Here is a 22,602-nt window from a genome sequence, read left to right as displayed (position 1 = left end):
TCTCTTTCTGGTATTCATTATGATACCAAGTATATGGCGTACTTATTATTTTCCGCCCAATGCAAGAGATGTCCTTTCTGGCCCGGAAGCCCTGGCAAAATATGCGATAGAAGAACATACTTTGAACAATTCTGTTTTCAGTATGAATCTTCTGGAGGCTACACCCAACCTATTGAAACCTCCTTTCATCAGTGACCTTCAGATAGTATACAAATTACTGGTACATCCTTTTGGGCAGGTATGGCTAACAATCATTGTTTTATGTTTTCTGACATGGCTATACAGTCTTTTGAGAGAAAAACTACACCCTGTATTAGCCGGTTTAATAACCCTTTTGTTCATCTCAATTCCGGAGCTTTATGGCTATACATACATACTGTTATGGGATTACAGTAACATGGTATTCTTTTTCGCCGGTTTTTACTTCCTGAACCAATACTTTGAGCACAAACAAAATTCATGCTTTCTTTACAGCTGTCTTATGTTTGGTTTTGCCACCTTCATTCGTGTAGAAACACTGATATTTGCAGGTTTGATAACACCTTATATATTCTTCCGTTTATGGCAGGAAAAAGTAAGCATTCAGAGGGTAATCATCAACCTCGTGTTATTCCTTGCAGTACCTTTTATTTTCTACTTTATATGGATCGACATTTTTGTAAAATACTACCTTCCACCCGGCCTTAACCTGGGTGCTGAATTAAACTTTTCGCCCGCAACTTCTTTCTTCGGTTGGTTGAGTAAGATCAATTCAAGGCTCATATTCGGTGGCATTAATATTGCTTTGTATGGATACTTCATATATTTCTTCTTACTTATTCTATTAATTGATGCCATATTCTTTCGTTCATTTAATAAAGAAGCCCGCCTGCTACTATTTGGTATACTGGTCATTTATTTAGGGTTGCCAATGCTCATTTATGTTACTAAATGGTTCAATATCACAACCGCTAAACGTGGATTGTTCAAGGCTTTCCCTCTTATAGCCTTGTACATGGGAAATAGTGCTTTGTTTTTAAAGTTATCCCGTGCTATATATAATTTTGAGTACCCACCCCAGGCAAGCAAGCAAAACAAGTCCACTGCAGCAACTGTTACAGTCCATTCAAACAAAAAGAAAAAAAAGAAAAGGAGTAATTAATCCCCCGCTTCGGCTTTCACAATATTCAGGTAGTTGTTGCTGAAGTTAATCTTTAGTTCAACCCACATTGGCAAGTGGTCTGACATCTGGAATGTTCGCCACTTTTTTTCGTAATATTTCCTGAGTTCTTTGTCATCACCGGCCATGGATCTGAGATCATCTATTGCTTTTTGCGTTGACTTTTGTTTTGTTGCAGACGTAGTGTTGTTCAATACCGTTTGCAGATCAGACATCTTACCCATAATAATCTTCAATATTTCAGGCTTGAAGTACTCATACTGTTCGTCCGAAAAAACCTTATCATAATAGTTATAAGCACCTGAACTATTATCATTGGCAGCAAACAAGACTTCGCCCTTCTTTTCCATATAGGCTATCTGGTCATAATACTTGGTTTTACCCATATTTGTGGTAACCGGCTTATTCTTAATATGGTCGGGGATAATAAATCCATTTTGTTCCAGCGCTTCCATGGTCTGGTGCGTCGGGCTTACAATATTAAAGTCACCTAATAGTATCAGGTTCTCTTCCTTTCGCTTAGCTCTCTTACCGAAAAATTGTGCAATAGCTGCAATTTCTCCCACCCTTTTCTTAAGTGCATTACCTGTGTCGGCCCCGTAGTAAATATGAACTGTGCACAGTTGAAACTTGAACCACCCTGCCTGGAATGCTACCAGGTATGGTGTGCGTGCAAATTGGCTATCTTCTACTTCACTGCCTTTGGGCAAAACGATCTGCCCGGCTATTTTTTTAAAACTCACCCGCTTGGTGTCATATATGAAGGCCATACGTTCCCCATTCCCGGGAGCTCCTTCTGTAACGTCTGTCAGCAGGTAGTCCCAATCAGGGCCCATGATATACATAAGCTTCTGAAAGGTTGTAAGATCATCACTTACCTCCTGTACCGCTATCACATCAAAAGCAGATAATATCTCACCTATATAAAAATAACTCTCCGGCAAGCGATGCCCATGCCCGAATTTATTAGAGCCGAAATCCCTGATATTCCATGTAGCTACCAGCAAGTTCTCATTGAATATCTTTTCCGGTACAGCTTTGGCAAGGTCAGCTTTCAGGTCTATAAGATGCCCTACCATATCGTGCCTGCGTTTCTTATCGGCTATTTCAGTTTTTACAGAATAGTATCTCATCGTTGTTGATTGATGTATGATCAATACTGCAAATTCTGTAATATATATGAGAAAAAACAGGGGAAAAACACCCAATAACAAATAAAAACGGAGTTACTATTTCGGCCTTAAATACCAATAAAATAAAGTATTTTGCTTATTGTCAATTATTACCCGTACCTTTGCGCCCTTAATTAAAAATTTAAGTTCTTTATTAAAATGGTAACATTCAAAGACTTCTCGATGAGAGAAGAATTGACTCGTGCCGTATCGGAATTAGGGTTTGAAAACCCTACGCCAATTCAGGAAAAGGTAGTGCCTTTCCTGCTTTCTACTCCAAACGACATTATTGGCCTTGCCCAGACGGGTACAGGCAAAACTGCCGCCTTCGGACTTCCGCTATTGCACAACATCGACGTTGCACAGAAACATGTGCAGGCATTAGTTCTCAGTCCTACACGTGAATTGTGTATGCAGATAGAGACGGAATTTCAGAAATACGGGCAGTATATGCGTGGCTTGAACACCACAGCAGTTTACGGCGGTGTGTCCATAGGTGGACAGATACGTAGCCTGAAATCCGGCACACAAGTGATCGTAGCTACTCCCGGCCGTCTAATCGACCTGCTGGAGCGCAAAGCTGTATCATTAGACCAGGTGAAATATGTAGTGCTCGATGAAGCGGACGAAATGCTGAACATGGGTTTCCGCGAGGATATCGAATTCATTTTATCTTCTGCCACTGAGCGTGAATACACCTGGCTGTTCTCAGCTACCATGTCAAACGACGTGCGTAAGATAGCCAAGCGTTTCATGAGTGAATGGAAGGAATTTGCCGTAGCAGCTGAAAACTCGCTCAACGAGAATATTGACCACCAATACTATGTAACGAATCATCACAACCGTTTCGAAACATTACGCAGGCTATTGGATTTTACTCCGGGTATATATGGCATCATCTTTACCCGCACTAAAAATGACGCCCAGGAAGTATCTGAGAAACTGATGAAGATGGGCTATCATGTAAGCCCGCTGCACGGAGATATGGACCAGAGTATGCGTACTAAAGTGCTGGAACGTTTTAAAAACAAGGCTTTGCAGATAGTTGTTGCTACAGATGTGGCAGCACGGGGTATTGACGTAAATGATATAACACACGTTATCAACTATGAGTTGCCCGACGACCCTGAGGTATATACGCACCGTAGCGGACGTACCGGCCGCGCCGGAAAATCAGGTATCTGTATGTCTATTGTTTCTCCGAAACAGATATCTAATATCCGCCAGATTGAACGACTGGTAAAACAGCGATTCAACCGCAGCGATATTCCTGATGGTGCTGAAGTAGTGCGCAAGCGCCTTTTCTTCCACCTGGAGCAGATAGCCACTGCTGAGCCACAGAAAGACTTTGCCGAAGTATATCTCAATTCTATTCATGAGCGCTTTGCAGATATGGATAAGGATGAGCTGATACGCAGGTTAATATGGTTGCAACTGGAAGATACCATGAGAGCTTATCACCATGCCAAAGATCTGAATGCAGGTTATGATGGTGGCGAAAAATCGGCAAGGGGCAATCGTGACAGTGTGCGATTGTTTATGAATATGGGTGAAAAAGACGGTATCTCATCCAGCAAGAAATTATTGGACCTGGTAGTTGGCGCTACAGATATAGAGTCCAACCTGATACAAAGAATAACGGTTAGAGAATTAAGCAGCTTTTTCAATGTTCCGGGTACTGCAGTTGATTTTATCATCACCGCACTCTCGCAGAAAAAAGTTAACGGCCGAAAGATACGTATCGAAGAAGCCGACCAGGCACAGGGCGGTCGCTCAGGTGGTGGCGCAGCATATGGTGGTCGTTCAGGCGGCAGGTCAGGTGGAGGATTTAAAGGTGGGAACAGAGAAAAAAGCGGGAAAGGACATAGAGAAAGAAGTTATTCACAAAGGTCTGACAATAAGGACTTTGGCAAAAAAAGACCGAGTTACAAAGGCCACAGCAAGGATTAATTTAACATATTAATAGGTACAATATTAAAAATTTGCAGTACATTTGCTGCCAATTAATAATATGTTATCATGAGATTCATATTTATTGTTTTAACCGTTTTATTCTTAGCGCAATTTTCGTTTGCTCAGACTACTGAAGCAGATCCGGAAATTGTGGGCAGGAATATTACTGACGAAGCCGTATCCAAAGGTGTGGCCAGCTACTACCACGATAAGTTCGTAGGCAGGCCAACGTCTACGGGCGAGATATTCAGTAATGATAAGTTTACGGCAGCCAGCAATACTTTGTCGCTCAATACATATGTTAAAGTAACCAACCTGAGCAATGGCAAATACCTTTATGTACGCATCAATGACCGTATGAGCAAGAATAATAAAAGGCTCATTGATATGGCGAGCGTATGTGCAAAAAAACTCGGCTATCATAACCAGGGACTTGCCAAAGTAAAGGTTGAAATTGTTTCGGAGGACGAAGGCATGCAGGGTATATTGGCACAACGACAAGCTGCTGCTGCCGAAGCTGAACAAGTAAACGAAATGTAACAAACGCTAATAAAGAAGCCCTCCTGCTTAAAACAGGAGGGCTTCTTCTTTTTATAACTACATGGAAATACTACAAGGCATTTTTGTACAGCATACGGAAGACAAAGGCAATGGTGTGTTCACGAACATTCCACTTGCCGCAGGCACCACTATCGAGGTGTCGCCTGTGATAGTAATGACCGCTGATGAACGTAAGCTTCTGGACCAGACCCTGCTGCATGATTATATATTTGAGTGGAAACCTGATGGAAAAAACTTATGCTGCATGGCACAAGGTTATATATCCGTGTACAACCACTCCACTGCTTCCAACTGCGAATATTTTATGGATTATTCAGCTGAGACAATGATGGTAAAGACCATAAGTGATGTAGCAGCCGGCGAAGAACTGACCGTGAACTACAACGGCGATTGGGACAACGAAAAGCCTGTGTGGTTTGATACAAAATAGTCAACTGTAAGCCTGCAATAAATTTGTAGCTTACAAAATAAATCAGTTATTATGGCATGGACAGAACAAAATAACGAACTGAGAAAAAGTTTCACTTTTAAAGACTTCTCAGAAGCCTTTGCTTTTATGACAAGAGTAGCATTAATTGCCGAAAAGCATGAACACCACCCTAACTGGAGTAATGTATGGAACAAAGTGGACATACGCCTGAACACACACGAAGCCGGTGACATTGTTACAGATAAGGACCGAAAACTCGCAGAAGCGATAGACAAGCTATTCTAACCTGAATACAGGATAGCGCATATGCTCCGGCTCGTGGTAGCCAGAAGCGTTGTATATGAAATGTAACTGGGCATTACCGTCCTTTGCAAATTCAGGATCAGCCATTTTCTTTTGTTCATATAATGCTTTCAGTCCGGCATCTTTTGTTAGCATCTCAGTTGCCAGGTCTTCAAATACATAGGCACTGTAGTGTTCCTTTTGCTGAAGTATGGCATCGAAGAATCCCCATGCAAAGAAAGCATCAGGTGCGGTCGGTTCTAATACTTCTACCAGGTAACGCTTTGCCGGTTGTGCTGTACGTATTATGTAGTCACCTTTTCTCAGTTGTAATTGCTGTTTATCCTTACTCACCTCTACATCTGTGTGCAGGTAATGCCCTTCGTAGGGATCGGGTCCTGTTTTGTGCCCGGTAATATGGTAAACGGTCAATGCCAGTACAGTATCATTATTAAGTTGCTCCATCTTCACTCCGTTCAGTTTCAGGCGTGTCACTACTTTGTTCCAACCTTGCGGAATGACATATGCTACAGGCACGGTAACACTATGCGAAACAGTACAAGTATTATAAAAAGGTACTTGCTTCACAAATGGTTTATTGCGGTCGTAATACAACCTGGGCTGTCCCGAAATGTCGCTGGGTTTCATGCCACCTTCATACCCTTTCAGCTCTATCATAGTCGGTTTAGTTGTGTCAACTGCCCAATCAATTGCCAACTCTGTGCTTTTAGCTATCCAGTCAGCCTGTTCAAGCCTCGTTGCTGACAATTCATTAGCATGAGTAGCCGCAAAATCAATAATACTGTGCATGAGTGCGTATGTAGACCTTACCCGTACAGAAAAAGGTTTCAGCATGTGTGTTTCTGCCACAAATGCATAAGTATTTTTAATGGCGGCATACCCGCTCAAAAATCTTGGTATTTCCAGAAATGACGGCCAGCCTTTATCTGGCGTTGTTCCCCATACATTTACATAAGGCACCAGGTCATAACCTTGTTTCTTCATGTCTTTATATATAGCCGGCTCAAATGTAGAGTTGAGGTATTTTCCCATGGGGCCACCCAGCTTGTTATGTTGTGTACTCAACAAGGTCATTATGTGCTGGTAATCTGCTCCGTTACTGACGTGATTATCGATAAGTATATCAGGTTTCAACAGATCAAAAAGGTATACCAGACTACGTGTTTCCCTGGCATCCATTTTGATAAAATCACGATTAAGATCCAGGTTCTGGGCATTACCCCTGAATCCCGTCAATGCCGGGCCGTTCTGATTTGCCCGCGAATGCTCTCTGAGGCGTGTTGCCCCGCTGATATTGAATACAGGTATTATGGCAAGTACAATATTGCCGGGAATTTTGATCACATTATGTGAAACATCCCAAAGCAGTTGCATACTGGCGACAATACCGTCGGGTTCTCCCGGGTGAATAGCATTATTGATCAGGATTATGGTCTTACCCTCTTCTTTCCAGTTTATTGTGTTGAATTTCCCGTCGCCTGAGTAGAATACAACCATCAACGGCTCATCAGTATCCGTAGCCCCGACAGTTCTCAGGCTAACATTCTTGTTTACACCGGCAATTTGTTTATAGAAATCTATAACTGACTTATAGTCCGGATTACGATCAACATGCTCCAAACCATGAGGACTTGTAAACTGTTGAGCAAACAGAGAAAAGCTGCATAATATCATGCAGCAAAAGATCAATAACCTTGTATACATTGGCTAAAGATAACACAACATAGTAAGAGAGAATGCAAAAGTGCTACCATAGGAGCTATGGTAGCAGGAATATTTCTTCAACTGATTATGCAGTATACAAAACCACGTCTGCCTGCTGTGCAGGAGCTTGCTGGAATACAAACTTCTTAGGCGGAGTCGGATGCCTTTGCGGGCGAGGCAATTTGCGTTTTGGTGCACAAGATTGCGTCATAGCAATCATTATAGTCAATACTCCCGAGATGAATAATGTCTTCTTCATATTAATGTGAATATACTACTCATCCTGAAAAAAAACAATCTACGACAAAAAAATAATTTTACAGATAGAGTCGAATACGTCTGAAAATCAGGGCTCTATAACAAACATAGGTCTCATTCTGCTCGTTATTCTCTTACCCAGGCGTATAAATGGCAACTCAACCAAACGATATACAATATAGGCCAGCAGTATGGTAAGCCCTACACAAATTAACAAAAGGCATACAAATGCTATTTTCTCATCAGGGAAGTAGGCCGACAACCGAGCCCTATGGTCAAATATGGCCGTCACTAATAGCCAGTGCATCAGGTATATACCATACGATATCCTACCGAAGAACGTAAGAATACTGTGCTCCAACAACCTTTGCGCCTTGCGGCTATGCACTATGTATACCAGTATGATAAACGAACCCAACCCGGTAAGATAAGAGACCTCGTAACCTAAGAATTTAAATATCACTTCATCATAGAACCAATTGGTGCCAAAAATATACTCCAGGTGCCTGGCAGAAAAAAGTATAATGCCTGCTGTTAATACGATATACCTTTTCCTGAAAAACCATGATCTTTCGAATGAATCATTAGTGATAGAATAATAATAGGTAGCCACCAGCGCGCCGAAAATAAAATGCCCGATAAACATTCCGCTGCAAAACATGCCTGTACCTATAAAAAAGAAAAAGCCGGCCAGCCACCATACAGATCGTTTGTCTTTATGCGCCATTAACACAACAAATGGTATAAAGAACGACATAACCAGTTCAATGGTCAGCGTCCAGCCAGGTAAGTAATATACATGGTCTGCGGGGCGGATAAGTGCAGCCTCTTGCCAGAAGCCATATTTGTTATAAATAAACAACTCAATGAATCTATGAAAGTCAAGCTCATGTCGCTGATGATACAATGCATTGGTAATAACAGCAATAAAAAAAGCCGGCCATAATCGAAAGAACCTGTTGATATAAAACTTGCGTACATCCAGTTTATGTTTCAGTACAACGTATTTGTAAGACAGCACAAAACCACTCAGTACAAAAAAGAAAGACACTGCATCAGCCCCATTAAATACGATAGAAGCCACCTTCATGTAGAGCTTATCCTTATAATCCCAATTAAGAAAATGGTAAAATACCACCATCAGGGCAGCGATCCCCCTCACGGAGTCAAGGTATCGTAAATGTAATTCGGGTTTTGCGGACTGCTCTGTATCAGGCATGTAGCTATTGTTTTTCACAACTAAGATATGTAAATGCAGGAAAACTGTGGCTTATTCCTTCATCCTTGAAACCTCTTTTAGCCAAAGGTCAGCTATCCGCATTAAATATACGTTCCATGGCCCATGCCTTCAGCCGCATTTCATCCCACTCCCCTTCTGCGCTGCTATCGTATGTTATCGCGCCACCGGCCTGGTAGCTTAAATACAGTGTGGCTGAATTGTAGAATAAACTACGGATAACTACATTGAAATCATAATTACCTTCCGGGGAGATATATCCTATTGTGCCGGAATAAAGCTCTCTTCGTTTATCCTCGTACTGCTCCACCAATTGCATCACCTTAATCTTGGGGGCACCCGTCATACTGCCCATCGGGAAAGAGTACCGTACTCCATCCATCAATAGAGCGTGCTCCTTCATCCTGCCAGCTACGGTAGATATCATCTGGTGTACTTGTGGGAAACTATATATACCGAACAGTTCTTTCACCTTTACTGACCCCGGCACGCAACTACGTGCCAGGTCATTCCGTACCAGGTCGGTTATCATTACATTTTCGGCCTTATCCTTAATACTGTTGCTGAGTGACTGTTTGATCGTTTCATCAGTTTCGGGGTCTTTATCCCTGCGGGCTGTACCTTTTATGGGTTGAGACAGCAACTCGTAGCCCTGCTTACGAATATAACGCTCAGGGCTGGCACACATCAGGTATGCACTACCATTCCTGTAGTAAGCAGCAAATGGCGCATGCGACAGGCCATTCAGTTTTGAAAAAACATTAAGTGGCTGCAACGTCACCCCCTCTGCATGATATTCATTACAATAGTTTATCTCGTAACAGTCGCCTTCTTTTATATGGCTACGCAAACTGTCTATATTTTGCAGGTACTTTTCTCGTAATGTTGTCTGCTGAAAACTAACAATTGGTACTGTCTCATCAATTTCAGCCGACGTATTCATTATCTCACGGTACACACCGTCAGGATCTGTGGTTAAGGTTTCAATTACCAGTTCCGCTTTATCCGTAGTGATGTAACAAACTATCTCCGGCTGAAAAAAACAAATATCATCGAAACCACTAACAGCCTCATGCCTTGATTTCAGTCCCCTCTCCAGCCTGTTCTTATAATCGTAGTTTATATGGCCGAATAACCAGTCTTTATGTTCTTCATGAAAAGCTGATGCTCCTTCCATTCCGTCCCGTTCAGTAACAACATGGCCTGTACCAAACCCGCCCAGGCACTCAAAGCGACTATATGGGTCGCGATAGTTATTGCTATCAAGAAAAACAAGAATGCTGAACCGTTGTGACCAGTTCAGCATTCTTGTTTTAATAATAGCACATTGCCCTTCGGCAATAGTATATATTGCTTTATTTCTTTGCAAACTCAAAAAGGACTATTAAAAATCGTCATCATCGTCATCATCGTCATCATCAAAATCCCCCAAGTCATCGAAGTCCTCTTCCAGTTCAAAATCGTCATCATCTTTAGCCTTCTTTTTGCCTGCCGCTGTTCCGGGTTTTGATTTCGGCATATCGAACTCTTCAAAATCCTCATCTTCAAAGTCATCGTCAAAATCATCATCACCAAAATCGTCGTCATCTTCGTCATCGTAATCATCGTCGTCGTCGTCGTCCGTCGATTTTGCAGCAAGCGGCGTGTTGAAGATACGTTCCAACAGATCACTGTTCTCCTCTGTTATCTCTACTTCAGATAGTTCAGTTGTTAATACACCTGTAACATCTATCATTACAGATGAAGTAGCGGATTGTCCCGTTGTTTTTTGCTCCGCCCTGGTTAGTGTTTCTGATTTCATAGCACTCGTATTAATTTGATTGCTTAACATGTTTTAATTGCTTAGGCTAAATTCTTATTTTTTTTTTAGATACAAAGTTTTTTTTCAAGAAAGTTTTTTCAATAGTTGATCGCGCCCTGTACCGTTTGATATATATGCAATTTTAGTACCTAAATACTGTTCTACAAAATCACAATACTCCTTAAAGGTCTTAGGTGTTTCTTCATATGTAGTACAATCATTTATAGGCTTTTCCCAACCATTAAAGCTATGGTATACCGGCTCAACTTTTGTATTACACAAGTCATAAGGCATTTCTTTTGTCTCAGTACCGTCAGCTATATACGCCACAGCTGCCTTCAAGGGGTTAAAGTTGTCCAGAACATCCGTTTTAGTAACTATCAGTTGGGTAACACCACTCAGCATTACTGCATACCGCAAGGCTACAAGATCTATCCAGCCACAACGCCTGGGTCTGCCGGTAGTAGCACCGAATTCATTACCTGCTTTGCGCAGGTTCTCACCAGTCTCATCTTCCAGTTCTGTAGGGAATGGTCCGCTACCAACACGTGTACAGTATGCTTTAGTAATACCAAATACTTCGCCTACTGCGGAGGGGGCCACGCCTAAACCATTACAAACACCGGCAGCAATTGTATTAGATGAAGTAACAAAAGGATAGGTTCCGAAATCAATATCCAGCATACTGCCCTGGGCACCTTCTGCCAGCACCTTTTTACCTGCTTTCAGATGATTATCCAGCCAGTATTCAGCATTCACAATGTTTAATGTGCGTAGAAATTTTACTGCTTCATAAAACTGTTCCTCCCACTCAGTGATATCTACCTCGTGGTTATATTGTCCCAACAGTTCAATATGTTTATCCTTAAGCTTCCTGTATTTTTCGTTAAATGTTGTTTCATTCACCAGGTCACCTACCCTCAGGCCGTTCCTGCCTGTTTTATCCATATATGCAGGGCCAATACCTTTCAGTGTAGAGCCGATCTTCTCTTTACCTTTTGCTGCTTCTGATGCCGCATCCAGCGCACGATGTGTTGGTGTAATAATGTGTGCACGCTGAGAGATGAACAACCTGCTCAACAGGTCAGGTTGCAGCGCTACTATTGTTTCTATCTCCTTCTTTAGTGTAACCGGGTCTATGACAACACCATTACCTATAAGGTTCAGGCAATGTGGTTGAAATACCCCCGAAGGAATAGTGTGCAACACCACCTTTTTACCTTCTATGTATAACGTGTGGCCTGCATTAGGACCACCCTGAAAACGCGCTATTATATCATAATTGGCAGCAAGGTAATCTACTATTTTTCCTTTGCCTTCATCACCCCACTGCAAACCCAGCAAAACGTCTACCATATGTAATATATTAATACAAATAAAAAAGCCGCTCGTATCAGAAACGCGCTTCCCTGTATGTAATTAGTAAAAATGTAATCTTCGGCAAATGTATAATACCGAGTGCTTATTTTTTCAAAAAAAATAAAATTATGGCAAAAACAATTTATCACTGCCTGATTATTCACTTAGATTTGTAATATGTCTTCGAAACTGGTACTAAATATGAGTGGCGCTACCGAGGATTTTTTCTCGGATACAGCTATGATAGGTATTGGTAGTGCCATGCCCGGCTACAGGTTTTGCTGGGCTATAAACCGGGATTTTGATTTTGATTTTGTACGCGAACCGGAATATGATGTAGAGTACCGCCCCGCAAAAGATCATATCCACTTCTTCTCGCTCTATCAATATGAGGTACCGTACAGTAGCTGCAAACACCTGCTATACCAACTCAGGAGCGAAAAGAAAGCTTTGCTGCCTGAAATAAAACAGCTGGACTATCTTTGGCTGATATGCAGTCCTACAGCCAATGAGGAGGCACGTATGATCACTGAAAACCTACGTAACCTTCCTGAGATACAACTGGCACAGATCATTCCACCAGACCGCTTGAAAAACCTGAACCACCTGATTATATAGCGTTAATATATCTTTAAACCGACAGCAATAAAATAATAGAATTATGTTAATTCGTTAATTGCCGTTATGTGCGTAACTGTATTTTTCTATTTTTGTTGCCTGTCAAACTAAATCTTGCATGAATTTTAGCAAAGTAAATAACCTTGTTGGTTGGATCACCGGCCTCATAGCCACAACCGTCTACATTTTAACAATGGAACCCACCGTCAGTTTCTGGGACTGCGGAGAATTCATTTCCTGTGCGTACAAAATAGAGGTAGGACACTCGCCGGGTGCACCGCTGTTTATGATGATACAAAGGCTCTTCGGCCTGCTGGCAGGTTCTGACACCCATAAGGTGGCTATGATGATGAACGCATGGTCAGCTATTGCAAGTGGATTGACCATCCTGTTCCTGTTCTGGACCATTACGCATTTTGCCCGCAGGATAGTTATTGGCAGGGAGGGAGAACCAGGCAACAACCAGATGATCATGATCATGGGCGCAGGTGTTATCGGCGCACTGGCATATACATTCTCTGATACATTCTGGTTCTCTGCTGTTGAGGCTGAGGTATATGCTACCTCTTCGTTCTTTACAGCACTCGTATTCTGGGCTATACTGAAATGGGAGCATGTGGCAGACCAGCCAGGTGCCGATAAGTGGCTGGTATTCATCGCATATATGATGGGGCTATCAGTTGGCATACACTTACTGAACTTACTGGCAATACCGGCTATTGCAATGGTATACTATTTCAGAAAATATGAGGTCACCACCTTTGGTACTGTCATCGCCTTCCTGGTAGGTTGCGCATTGCTGGGCCTGATACAATTTGGTGTACTGCAAGGCCTGCCCATACTGGCATCTAAACTCGACCTGCTGTTTGTAAACAGCTTTGGCATGCCTTTCGATTCAGGCGCATTCGTATTCATCGCATTACTTATAGCTGTACTGGCGTGGGGTGTTATATTCGTAAAACGCAAAGGCTGGTACCTGGCACACACAGGTATGCTTTGCCTGATATTCATCATCATTGGTTTCACAAGCTACCTGGCACCGCTCATCCGTTCCAGGGCTGATACGCCTATAGATATGACCAATCCTGATAACGCCATAAGCCTCGTATCTTATATTCAGCGTGAGCAGTTTGGCTCTCAACCTTTGTTGTTTGGCCCTGATTTTGATAAAAGGCCGATCAACTATGATGTAACAGGCCAACGCTATATCCGTTCTAAAAAGGATGGCAAAGATTTTTACGAAACAGTAGGTAATAAAATAGAACCTGTATTTGACAATGCAGATAAACGTTTCTTCCCCCGTATATGGGACTATAACGACCCCGGACATATCAATTTCTACAGGCAATACCTGGGACTGGCACAAAACGAAGCGCCCAGTTCTTCCGACAACTTTAACTACTTCTTCAACTACCAGATCAACTGGATGTGGTGGAGATACTTTATGTGGAACTATGCCGGACGGCAGAACGATATTGAAGGACAAGGAGACCCCAAGAATGGTAACTGGATATCAGGTATCACAGCTATTGACAACGGACTGTTCGGCAAAGGAGATATAGATGCCCGTACAGCCACAGGCTACAACGATGGATATAAGAATACTCCTTCCAGGAATGAGCTGTATATGCTGCCTTTCGCATTGGGTATCATCGGGCTGATATTCCAGTTCAACAAGAACAAAAGGGATGGTTATACAGTGCTGGTATTATTCTTCTTTACAGGTATCGCTACTGCCATCTATCTGAATATGTCCCCGCTTCAACCACGTGAAAGGGATTATGCATTTGCAGGGTCAACCTATGCATTTGCTATATGGATAGGCCTCGGTGTATTAATGGTTAATGAATGGTTCCAGAAATTCCTGAAAGGGAACGCCGGTAGTGCATTGGCAGTTATACTTTGCCTGGTAGCCGTTCCTGCCCTTATGGCCAAGGAAGAATGGGACGATCACGATCGCTCTAAGAAAACACTGGCACATTCTACAGCTACTAACGTACTGAGCTCGTGTGAGAAGAATGCGATACTCTTCACATTTGGTGATAATGATACTTACCCGCTTTGGTATTTGCAGGAAGTAGAAGGATACAGGACAGACGTACGCATCATCAATATGAGCCTGTTGGGTATCGATTGGTATATAGAGCAACTGACCAACCGCATAAATGATGCTATGCCTGTACCTATGGTATGGCAGAAGAAAGACTATGTGGGCGACCGCAGAAATTACATGCGTTATGTAAAGTCTCCACAGATACCTTCTGACAGGTACTTCAACCTTAACGAGATATGTAACTTTATCATTTCTGACAACCCGGATGCTAAGGTTCAGATGTCTGATGGCAGCAGGGAAAACTTCCTGCCGTCTAAAAACTTCTTCCTGCCGGCACTCAGCAAAGACGAGTTGGTAGCCAAGCACCTTGTATCTCCGGCTGACACTAACTATATCAGTACAGATGTGAGGTTCACATTCCCTAAAGATATTGCTTATAAGGACGACCTGGCTGCCATCAATATAATCGCTGCAATAGCAGCAGAAGGCTGGGAAAGGCCTGTGTACTTCAGCGGTGGCTTGCCTGGTGACAATTATATAGGCATGGACGATTATATGAAACTGGAAGGTGTGGTATTCCGACTGATGCCTTACAAGCAGGTTAACAAATCACCATCTCTGATGGGCGAAATGGGCAGCGTGAACCTGGATAAATGTTACGACCTATTCGCCAACCAATATACATGGGGCAATGCTGACCGCAATGATGTATACTTTGACGAGAAGAACAGGTTGATGTTTGCAGCCTACAGGATAAACAGCAGCCGCGTTGCTATGGAACTATATGCCAATGGTAAAGCTAAAGAAGCTAAAGAAGTGCTGGACAAGGTGAAGAAAGGCATCTCAGAAAGCGCTTACCAGTACGATGCAACGGCATACTATATGGCTATTGGTTACTACAACATAGGCGATAAAGAGACAGGCCGCGAAATGGCACTGAAACTGGCTAAAAATGCAGCTGATGAGCTCAATTATTACGAAACACTCAGTGAAGACCGCAGGGCCGGAACTATGCAAAGTGATGTAAGGCGTGAAATGCAGATAGTTGGTAGCCTTTCTCAAACAGCCGGACAAACCGGAGACACTGTGACAGCAAAAGAACTGGAAGCTCAATTGCAAATGATGGCCGCAAAAGTTCGCTAAACACTAATAAACAATAATACAGAAAGGCCTCCCTGTTCACGGGAGGCCTTTTTATTTTCATCTGTTCAGTGCTGTATGTATACCGTCCTGAAACAAAAATTCCCGTTGGTAATCTACCAACGGGAATTTGCTGAGGTCACGAGCGGATTCGAACCGCTGTACGAGGTTTTGCAGACCTCTGCCTAGCCACTCGGCCACGTGACCGTGAAGGATTGCAAATGTAGTAAAAAATCGTTTCTTTACAACAGCAAACAGGAAAATTATGGAGCATTTAAATCCCCGTCAGTTGGGCGATGCAGAACTGCTGATAACACAAAAAGGCAACATATATCACCTGGGTATTGCTCCGCAACATCTGGCCGATACTGTTATTACAGTGGGCGACCCTGCAAGGGTACCTGTAGTGTCAAAATATTTTGATAAGATAACCCATAGATCTGCACACAGGGAGTTCGTTTGCCATACAGGCTACATAGGTAAAAAGCAGGTAATGGTGGTTAGTTCAGGCATCGGTCCTGATAATATGGACATCGTGATGAACGAGTTGGATGCTTTGGCAAATATTGACTTCAACACAAAAAGGCCTGTTGAACATAAACGTACACTTTCCATCATAAGGTTGGGCACGTGCGGCAGCCTGCAGGCTGATATTGCAGCAGGGAGTATGATCACTTCGTCTTATGGTATAGGGCTGGACAACCTGCTGCATTATTACAAAATGGAGCGTAATGCCGACGAGCGTTTTATTATGGATGGATTCATGCAGCACACCCGTCTGCAGGGCAGTGCTATCCTACCCTATATAGCAGAAGGCTCCATTGCACTGAGAAAATATTTTGCAAAAGAATATATACAAGGCATAACGGTCACCTGCCCGGGGTTCTACGCACCACAGGGAAGGGCAATCAGAGGTCAATTGAACTTCCCTTATCTCGTAGATGCAATGTCTACCTTCAGTACACGCGACCTGCGGGTGACCAATTTCGAAATGGAAACCGCTGCGATGTACGGACTCGGCAAAGTACTGGGACATCGTTGCTGTTCCATCAGCATGGTGGTCAATAATCGGATAAATAACACCATGTCGCATAACATTGATGCAGATATTGAGTATATGATCAAACACACATTGAGCATTATAGAACACATATAGCGTTAAGCTATTCTTAAACAATAACAATGTAATGCGTTTCAAAAGCTCAACTTTATTAGTTTTACACACGATTTTATGTATCCCGATTTTCAGTATTTGCTTCAGAGCCTTTTAGGCACAGACATGCCCGAATGGCTGGGCATCTTTAAGACATTTGGATTTTTTGTAGCCCTGGCTTTCCTGGCAGCGGCATGGACACTCTCGCTTGAACTTAAGCGCAAAGAAACGCTTGGTTTATTGCATCCCACTACATCAACCATAGAAGTGGGAAAACCGGCTACAACCGCCGAGATCGTATGGTCTGCCCTTTCCGGGTTGCTTATCGGGTTCAAGGTCTTTGGCATGATCGGACATACAGCCGAAGTGTCGCCGGATCCGCTTGGCTACATATTCTCGATGAAAGGCAGTATGTTAGGCGCCGTTGTTGGTGCCGGATTTTTGGCTGCTATGAAAATTCGGGAGAAGAAGCAACAACAATTGCCGGAACCAGAACTGCGCAAAGTAACCACACACCCTCACCAAAGGGCCCTCGAGATATTGCTCATAGCTGCGGTATCGGGCATGGCAGGAGCGAAAATATTCAATGCTTTTGAAACATGGGACCAGTTCCTTGCCGATCCTATTGGTAACCTGTTCTCCTCTTCAGGCCTCACCTTTTACGGAGGGCTGATAGTTGCTACGATTTCGCTGTATTTCTATGCTCGTAAGCACAATATGAAATTTGTACACATTTGCGATGCTGCTGCCCCGGGGCTTATATTGGCCTATGGGTTGGGACGACTGGGCTGCCATTTTGCGGGAGATGGCGATTGGGGCATATTCAACAGTGCGTATATCACCGGCTCTGATGGCTCACTCCATCTGGCTGCTGCTGGTGAATTCGACCAGGTTGTAGAGCGGGTATCTGCCTATTACAAAGACGTACTGACCATACCACATATTTATGCGCCCGCTCCTTCATGGCTACCCGATTGGCTGTATGGCATGAACTATGCACATAATGTAAACCACGACGGCGTATTGCTACCGGGATGTGCAGGCAACTACTGTGGTGTATTACCGGTTAGTGTATTCCCTACTCCTATATATGAGTTTGTAGCATGCATGGTATTATTTGCAATTCTTTGGGCTTTACGTACACGAATGAAGTATCCTCTCCAACTGTTCGGAATATACCTTATAATGAATGGCCTGGAGCGCTTCTTTGTAGAGAAGATACGTGTGAACTATAAATATGATCTTGGTTTTATTCACCCCACACAGGCCGAGATCATCTCGACGGTACTGGTTATTACCGGTCTGATACTGCTATTTATGGTCAGGAAAAAGAAGAAGGAGATGCAACTATCATAGTTTACCTCCTTGGTCCTCTTATTCTGCGTGGCTTGTAGCTACGTCCCCTGCCTCTGAATGCAGGTATGTCATTCTGCAACCTGTATTTAGGCATGATACGTAGCTTTAAACCTGCAGTAATAGTATATGCTGTTATGTTATAATGCAGGTCCTCGTATGGACGTACTTCGGGTGCGCCTGCATCATATTTCAGTGAATAATTCCTTAAAGCTATATCCACGAATACTGCAGAGGCCTCGCTTATACCATGGGTATAACCAGCCTGGAGACCAAACATTATACCATTACCTCCATCAGGTGCCCTATATGACTCTTTATTGGTGTTGAAAGTTTTTGAATCATGGGTTGATAATGCATAACCTAGTGCGCCACCACCATATGCATATCCTCTCGGAAGGTTATATTTCCCGTTTACTACTACAGCACCGGATAGTAGTGACTTAGAGTAAACAAATCTGCGATTATCACCGCCTATGGTTGTTTTAAGATAAGTGGGATAGGTTACATCGGGCGATTTACGAGATAACTCCAACATCCGGGCTTCTATGCCGGCAGAAACGCTACGGTGTGGATTGAACATCAGGCTAAAACCGGAAGAATAGTTAAGGGTCATTTTACTGCCCTTATAGGTCATATTTTTACCCGGGTTGCTATTAATACTCATACCTCCGCCTAAAGCAACTTCAATAGCACCTCTTTGTGCAAATGCTGTGGTACTTATTAATGAGCACAATAGCAGTATTTTACCTTTCGATCCCGGAAATTTCATAAGAAACAGTGCTGTTTTGCTGGCAAAAATAGATGATAATACCCAAAAGGGAAAACCACTTTAAAAAGAACCTTGACAACGCTATACTTGATAAGTATTACCTGCGTGCAACTGCAATGCTTATAACTGTGTCTGTTTCAATTAATACATGATTAATCATTATTGCCTGTCACTGACGACCTGATGTGCTCCTTATATGAATCAGGCAATGTCGTTTCCCCATCATTATACAAGACATGTTCCAACCGCTTTGCATGCTCTGTAATTATCTTATTCTGTTTTTCAAAACGCTTACAAAACTTACAGATCATTAAATGTAATGACAGCCTTATCCGCTCCGCAATGGTTATCTTACCCTGTTCTTTTTTAGAAACCAGGTAAGTTGCCTCCTTACAACTAATCATGCCTATCATATCAGGTATTATTTTTTAAACCAGCTTTTATCCAGGCAATCTCTCAACTGAAGTTTCGCCCTGTGCACCAGTACCCAGTAATTAGACGGGGTAATATTAAGAATCTTACAAATTTCATCCGTATCTATATCATCTATATACTTCATCACGAAAACAGCTTTCTGGAGTTCTTTCAATTTGTTCTTACAGAAGTCTAATACGTTGTAGAACTCTTTCGTTTCTAATCGCGCAGAAGTGGTTTGCCACTCTTCAGGCAGGCGGTCTTTTCGCCAATGTCCCTCATCGGTAAACAGATCTGAGCCATAATCATCCATACCCAATTCCTCAAGCGAGTGGGCTGCCTTGCGATAATGGTCAGTTATCTTATTTCGGCAAATAGTGTATAACCAGCTTTTTTCAGATGCCTCTCCCCTGAACCCTTCCCTGGCCTTCCAGGCGCTCAGAAAGGTATCCTGTACTATGTCACGGGCTGTTTCTTCTGACGAGACCCTGGCCTTGGCAAAAGCATACAGCTTATCAGCATAATTGTCTACCCATTGTTCGGGGTGTAACGTATGTAACATATTGTACGCCTCTGGTTAGCTAATTTTACGTTGTATTACAACTTAGATTCAGGCAAATATCAACATTTTAATATAAATTAAGGATCAATACACAATAACTCATGAGACAGACCACATCTGTAATAGGCAAAGACAAGTACATCACCCGCATACATTCCTCAGCTGGCAACGACATAGTAGCTGATGAACCCTTTGATGCCGGAGGACAGAACCTGGGCTTTGCCCCGGGCGAATTGCTGGCTTCTGCATTAGGAGCATGCTCCTGCATTACCATGCGTATGTATGCCGACCGAAAAGAATGGCCTCTGGAAACGGTATCTATCATTGTAACTTACGAGCGGGACAAAGACACACGCACCAGCCACTTCAAAAAAGAAGTGACCATGACCGGCGATCTTGATGAAGACATGACCAAACGCCTGTTGCAGATAGCCGACAAGTGCCCGATACACTTTACACTCAGCAATCCCATAACTATTGAAACAGTGTTAAAATGATCATATTTATGTCATAACTGAATTCGATACAGAAGCTACATAAAGCATTTATTCGTAAATTAGGGTAACCTTAAATTGCAACTTATGGCACTCAGCGAAACATGGTTCCTGGATGGCTATATTGATTTTGAGCTGCAGAAATACAAGCTGCTGGCCTACCTGCAGGAAGTGAACAAATACTTTAACGATAACAAGCTGTACCCTCAACTTGCGGATGTCATCTTTCACTACCGCAACCTGGAAGACTTCAGAAAGAACAAACAACTTTTGCAGAACAGCTTTCCACGTCAACTGAGCCAGGTGAACCTGGAACGGCTGCAACTGGTGTATACCGAGATGCTGAAGGACAATGCCATGATGGCCGAACTGGAAGAGATCGTAAGCTTTGCCATAGACAGGATGAAGCATACTATTGACGATGGAACAGGCATATACGAACTGGTAGAACAACAGCTGAACATAGAGCCCGTAGGTATTATGCCGCTGTATAAGAATGAAGGCTATATGCTGTTGCGCTATAAGCAGCAGCATGAAGTACATGCCTACAACTACACCATCAGCATGCTGCAACATAATGACACCCGCTATAAAGCTGTCAAGATGGTGTATATAGACCGTTATGCAAAGAACATATCTATTACTTATGAGCACATAAAGACGCAGATCATAAAGAGCATACGCACACTACCCAACCCGGCCGTGTACTTTGTTGAGAGTAACCTTGAAGTGCCGCTGAAAGAGACACTGCTGCCCATTGCCAAACGGGCATTAGTACGCCAGATAGAAGCGGCTTAAGCCCCGCTTCTCTTCAATAGCTCAATCTGCTTGCGGGTGGGTAGCAGTATCAGCCTGAGCGTAGTATCGTTAGTAAAGTAGCTGATGGCCCAGTTGATGAAGATGAACAACCTGTTGCGTACACTTACTATCAGCATCAGGTGTAGTGCCATCCAGAACAGCCATGCGGGCAGCCCTGTAAAGCTCAGCAAAGGCAGGTCGCAGACGGCTTTGCTCTTGCCTACAGTGGCCATAGTGCCGGGGTTCTTGTATTTGAAGGGCAGCATCTCTTTCCCCTTTGCCAGCCTTTTCAGGTTCTTAGCCAGGTGCACACCTGCATTCACAGCCACATTGCCCAATTGCGGGTGTCCTTTGGGCCATGCTTCATTCTCCATATATGCCACATCGCCTATGGCGAATACATTATCTACGCCCGCTACCTCAGCCAGTTGATTGACCCGGATACGGTTGCCACGCACCAGCGACTCTTTGGGTATGCCCACGGGTACATTACCAGATATACCTGCTGCCCATATCATAGTATTAGTCGGGATAGTGCGGCCATCTTTGGTGGTCACCTGGTTACCGTCATAATCTTCTACCATTGTGTTGGTCCATAGCTGCACACCCATGGTTTTCAGGTAGCGCATAGACGTTTGCTGCGACTTTTCGCTCATGGCTGCCAGCGTAGTGTCCTGCCCTTCCAGCAGGTATATGCCCAGCTTGCTGAAGTCCATATCAGGATAGTCTTTAGGTAGTATACGGGTCTTCATCTCTGCCAGAGACCCTGCCAATTCAACACCAGTAGGGCCGCCACCTACTATCACTATGTTCATGATGCGCTCAAGCTCGTCCGGCGTAGCGCTGAGTGCGTCCTCGAAGTTGAGCAGTATGCGGTTCCTCAAGGCTATCGCCTCCGTGGTCGACTTCATTGGGAAGGCATACTTTTCGATATTGGCATTGCCGAAGTAGTTGGAAGTACAGCCGGTAGCCACCACCAGGTAGTCGTAAGCAAAGTCGCCATCTGCGGTGTGTACCTGCTGTGCCTGCGTGTCTATCCTGTTTACCTCCGTTATCCTGACATGCACATTGGGCTTGCGCTGAAAGACCTTACGCAGCGGGAACGATACCGAACTGGGCTCGAGACGGGCGGTTGCCACCTGGTAGAACAAAGGCTGAAACTGGTGAAAGTTATACTTGTCTATGAGTGTCACCTCGTAGTATTTAGCATCCAGCCTGCGAGCCAGTTGTAACCCGGCAAAACCTGCTCCTAATATTACAACTTGTTTCATACTGATACCTTTTTAGCAAAGCTACACAGGTATAACA

22 protein-coding genes and 1 tRNA gene are annotated in these 22,602 nt (G+C 43.4%); 11 read left to right on the top strand and 12 right to left on the bottom strand.

What is annotated here, in order from left to right:
* The first annotated feature begins 19 nt into the window (after window positions 1-19).
* A complete protein-coding gene (locus H6550_07645) occupies window positions 20-1,141 on the top strand; it encodes a hypothetical protein (protein ID MCB9045997.1) in 1,122 nt (373 codons plus the stop codon).
* Here H6550_07645 and H6550_07640 read toward each other — a convergent pair.
* On the bottom strand, window positions 1,138-2,181 hold the full coding sequence (locus tag H6550_07640) for an endonuclease/exonuclease/phosphatase family protein (protein MCB9045996.1): 1,044 nt from the start codon (window positions 2,179-2,181) through the stop codon (window positions 1,138-1,140). The genes H6550_07645 and H6550_07640 overlap by 4 nt on opposite strands.
* Before the next feature lie 309 nt (window positions 2,182-2,490).
* Between H6550_07640 and H6550_07635 the strand changes: the two genes are divergently transcribed.
* The 4 genes from H6550_07635 to H6550_07620 all read left to right on the top strand — a co-directional run bounded on the left by H6550_07635 (window position 2,491) and on the right by H6550_07620 (window position 5,560).
* On the top strand, window positions 2,491-4,281 hold the full coding sequence (locus H6550_07635) for a DEAD/DEAH box helicase (protein MCB9045995.1): 1,791 nt from the start codon (window positions 2,491-2,493) through the stop codon (window positions 4,279-4,281).
* Window positions 4,282-4,350: 69 nt separating this feature from the next.
* Window positions 4,351-4,824: a septal ring lytic transglycosylase RlpA family protein gene (locus H6550_07630; protein ID MCB9045994.1), complete on the top strand. Its 474-nt coding sequence runs from the start codon at window positions 4,351-4,353 to the stop codon at window positions 4,822-4,824.
* Between the two features lie 61 nt (window positions 4,825-4,885).
* Entirely contained in the window at window positions 4,886-5,275 is a 390-nt protein-coding gene (locus tag H6550_07625) for an SET domain-containing protein-lysine N-methyltransferase (protein MCB9045993.1), read from the top strand.
* 51 nt (window positions 5,276-5,326) lie between these two features.
* A complete protein-coding gene (locus tag H6550_07620) occupies window positions 5,327-5,560 on the top strand; it encodes a 4a-hydroxytetrahydrobiopterin dehydratase (GenBank protein ID MCB9045992.1) in 234 nt (77 codons plus the stop codon).
* Here H6550_07620 and H6550_07615 read toward each other — a convergent pair.
* From H6550_07615 to H6550_07590, 6 genes are all read right to left on the bottom strand, one after another.
* Complete coding sequence (locus H6550_07615) at window positions 5,552-7,252, bottom strand: hypothetical protein (protein MCB9045991.1); 1,701 nt, start codon at window positions 7,250-7,252, stop codon at window positions 5,552-5,554. The genes H6550_07620 and H6550_07615 overlap by 9 nt on opposite strands.
* 115 nt (window positions 7,253-7,367) lie before the next feature.
* On the bottom strand, window positions 7,368-7,541 hold the full coding sequence (locus tag H6550_07610; GenBank protein ID MCB9045990.1) for a hypothetical protein: 174 nt from the start codon (window positions 7,539-7,541) through the stop codon (window positions 7,368-7,370).
* Between the two features lie 87 nt (window positions 7,542-7,628).
* A complete protein-coding gene (locus H6550_07605) occupies window positions 7,629-8,759 on the bottom strand; it encodes an acyltransferase (GenBank protein ID MCB9045989.1) in 1,131 nt (376 codons plus the stop codon).
* Between the two features lie 88 nt (window positions 8,760-8,847).
* On the bottom strand, window positions 8,848-10,152 hold the full coding sequence (locus H6550_07600; GenBank protein ID MCB9045988.1) for an anthranilate synthase component I family protein: 1,305 nt from the start codon (window positions 10,150-10,152) through the stop codon (window positions 8,848-8,850).
* A 9-nt stretch (window positions 10,153-10,161) separates the two neighbouring features.
* On the bottom strand, window positions 10,162-10,578 hold the full coding sequence (locus H6550_07595) for a hypothetical protein (GenBank protein ID MCB9045987.1): 417 nt from the start codon (window positions 10,576-10,578) through the stop codon (window positions 10,162-10,164).
* An 84-nt stretch (window positions 10,579-10,662) separates the two neighbouring features.
* Window positions 10,663-11,934 carry an adenylosuccinate synthase gene (locus H6550_07590; protein ID MCB9045986.1) on the bottom strand — a complete coding sequence of 424 codons (1,272 nt, stop codon included), beginning with the start codon at window positions 11,932-11,934 and terminating at the stop codon, window positions 10,663-10,665.
* Between the two features lie 180 nt (window positions 11,935-12,114).
* Here H6550_07590 and H6550_07585 point away from each other — a divergent pair, with 180 nt between their 5' ends.
* Window positions 12,115-12,555 carry an IPExxxVDY family protein gene (locus H6550_07585; protein ID MCB9045985.1) on the top strand — a complete coding sequence of 147 codons (441 nt, stop codon included), beginning with the start codon at window positions 12,115-12,117 and terminating at the stop codon, window positions 12,553-12,555.
* 118 nt (window positions 12,556-12,673) lie between these two features.
* A complete protein-coding gene (locus H6550_07580) occupies window positions 12,674-15,751 on the top strand; it encodes a DUF2723 domain-containing protein (GenBank protein MCB9045984.1) in 3,078 nt (1,025 codons plus the stop codon).
* 133 nt (window positions 15,752-15,884) lie between these two features.
* On the opposite strand, the gene H6550_07575 is transcribed toward H6550_07580, so the two are convergent.
* Window positions 15,885-15,955 (bottom strand) — tRNA-Cys (locus tag H6550_07575).
* Window positions 15,956-16,013: 58 nt separating this feature from the next.
* On the opposite strand from H6550_07575, the gene H6550_07570 reads away from it, so the two are divergent.
* Entirely contained in the window at window positions 16,014-16,904 is an 891-nt protein-coding gene (locus H6550_07570; protein MCB9045983.1) for a nucleoside phosphorylase, read from the top strand.
* A gap of 75 nt (window positions 16,905-16,979) precedes the next feature.
* A complete protein-coding gene (locus H6550_07565) occupies window positions 16,980-18,257 on the top strand; it encodes a prolipoprotein diacylglyceryl transferase (protein MCB9045982.1) in 1,278 nt (425 codons plus the stop codon).
* A gap of 1 nt (window position 18,258) precedes the next feature.
* On the opposite strand, the gene H6550_07560 is transcribed toward H6550_07565, so the two are convergent.
* The 3 genes from H6550_07560 to H6550_07550 all read right to left on the bottom strand — a co-directional run bounded on the left by H6550_07560 (window position 18,259) and on the right by H6550_07550 (window position 20,002).
* A complete protein-coding gene (locus H6550_07560; protein ID MCB9045981.1) occupies window positions 18,259-19,026 on the bottom strand; it encodes a hypothetical protein in 768 nt (255 codons plus the stop codon).
* Between the two features lie 152 nt (window positions 19,027-19,178).
* On the bottom strand, window positions 19,179-19,439 hold the full coding sequence (locus H6550_07555; GenBank protein ID MCB9045980.1) for a hypothetical protein: 261 nt from the start codon (window positions 19,437-19,439) through the stop codon (window positions 19,179-19,181).
* Between the two features lie 8 nt (window positions 19,440-19,447).
* Window positions 19,448-20,002, bottom strand: coding sequence for a sigma-70 family RNA polymerase sigma factor (locus H6550_07550; protein ID MCB9045979.1), 555 nt, complete (start codon window positions 20,000-20,002; stop codon window positions 19,448-19,450).
* Between the two features lie 101 nt (window positions 20,003-20,103).
* Between H6550_07550 and H6550_07545 the strand changes: the two genes are divergently transcribed.
* Both H6550_07545 and H6550_07540 read left to right on the top strand, forming a co-directional pair.
* On the top strand, window positions 20,104-20,499 hold the full coding sequence (locus tag H6550_07545) for an OsmC family protein (protein MCB9045978.1): 396 nt from the start codon (window positions 20,104-20,106) through the stop codon (window positions 20,497-20,499).
* 84 nt (window positions 20,500-20,583) lie between these two features.
* Window positions 20,584-21,294: a hypothetical protein gene (locus H6550_07540; protein ID MCB9045977.1), complete on the top strand. Its 711-nt coding sequence runs from the start codon at window positions 20,584-20,586 to the stop codon at window positions 21,292-21,294.
* On the opposite strand, the gene H6550_07535 is transcribed toward H6550_07540, so the two are convergent.
* On the bottom strand, window positions 21,291-22,565 hold the full coding sequence (locus H6550_07535) for an NAD(P)/FAD-dependent oxidoreductase (protein ID MCB9045976.1): 1,275 nt from the start codon (window positions 22,563-22,565) through the stop codon (window positions 21,291-21,293). The two genes, H6550_07540 and H6550_07535, sit on opposite strands and share 4 nt — an antisense overlap.
* Window positions 22,566-22,602 lie beyond the last annotated feature (37 nt).

This window comes from Chitinophagales bacterium (genome assembly GCA_020636495.1).
Classification (GTDB): Bacteria; Bacteroidota; Bacteroidia; order Chitinophagales; family Chitinophagaceae; genus UBA5543.
The sequence above is the reverse complement of the archived record's forward strand: the minus strand, read 5'-3'. Positions and strand labels throughout refer to the sequence as shown.

Bases quoted from the DNA above. Each gene is read 5' to 3' on its own strand.
- H6550_07645 (MCB9045997.1), top strand. From the start codon at position 20: ATGATACCAAGTATATGGCGTACTTATTATTTTCCGCCCAATGCAAGA.
- H6550_07635 (MCB9045995.1), top strand. From the start codon at position 2,491: ATGGTAACATTCAAAGACTTCTCGATGAGAGAAGAATTGACTCGTGCC.
- H6550_07630 (MCB9045994.1), top strand. From the start codon at position 4,351: ATGAGATTCATATTTATTGTTTTAACCGTTTTATTCTTAGCGCAATTT.
- H6550_07625 (MCB9045993.1), top strand. From the start codon at position 4,886: ATGGAAATACTACAAGGCATTTTTGTACAGCATACGGAAGACAAAGGC.
- H6550_07620 (MCB9045992.1), top strand. From the start codon at position 5,327: ATGGCATGGACAGAACAAAATAACGAACTGAGAAAAAGTTTCACTTTT.
- H6550_07615 (MCB9045991.1), bottom strand. From the start codon at position 7,252: ATGATATTATGCAGCTTTTCTCTGTTTGCTCAACAGTTTACAAGTCCT.
- H6550_07610 (MCB9045990.1), bottom strand. From the start codon at position 7,541: ATGAAGAAGACATTATTCATCTCGGGAGTATTGACTATAATGATTGCT.
- H6550_07605 (MCB9045989.1), bottom strand. From the start codon at position 8,759: ATGCCTGATACAGAGCAGTCCGCAAAACCCGAATTACATTTACGATAC.
- H6550_07595 (MCB9045987.1), bottom strand. From the start codon at position 10,578: ATGAAATCAGAAACACTAACCAGGGCGGAGCAAAAAACAACGGGACAA.
- H6550_07590 (MCB9045986.1), bottom strand. From the start codon at position 11,934: ATGGTAGACGTTTTGCTGGGTTTGCAGTGGGGTGATGAAGGCAAAGGA.
- H6550_07585 (MCB9045985.1), top strand. From the start codon at position 12,115: ATGTCTTCGAAACTGGTACTAAATATGAGTGGCGCTACCGAGGATTTT.
- H6550_07580 (MCB9045984.1), top strand. From the start codon at position 12,674: ATGAATTTTAGCAAAGTAAATAACCTTGTTGGTTGGATCACCGGCCTC.
- H6550_07570 (MCB9045983.1), top strand. From the start codon at position 16,014: ATGGAGCATTTAAATCCCCGTCAGTTGGGCGATGCAGAACTGCTGATA.
- H6550_07565 (MCB9045982.1), top strand. From the start codon at position 16,980: ATGTATCCCGATTTTCAGTATTTGCTTCAGAGCCTTTTAGGCACAGAC.
- H6550_07560 (MCB9045981.1), bottom strand. From the start codon at position 19,026: ATGAAATTTCCGGGATCGAAAGGTAAAATACTGCTATTGTGCTCATTA.
- H6550_07555 (MCB9045980.1), bottom strand. From the start codon at position 19,439: ATGATAGGCATGATTAGTTGTAAGGAGGCAACTTACCTGGTTTCTAAA.
- H6550_07550 (MCB9045979.1), bottom strand. From the start codon at position 20,002: ATGTTACATACGTTACACCCCGAACAATGGGTAGACAATTATGCTGAT.
- H6550_07545 (MCB9045978.1), top strand. From the start codon at position 20,104: ATGAGACAGACCACATCTGTAATAGGCAAAGACAAGTACATCACCCGC.
- H6550_07540 (MCB9045977.1), top strand. From the start codon at position 20,584: ATGGCACTCAGCGAAACATGGTTCCTGGATGGCTATATTGATTTTGAG.
- H6550_07535 (MCB9045976.1), bottom strand. From the start codon at position 22,565: ATGAAACAAGTTGTAATATTAGGAGCAGGTTTTGCCGGGTTACAACTG.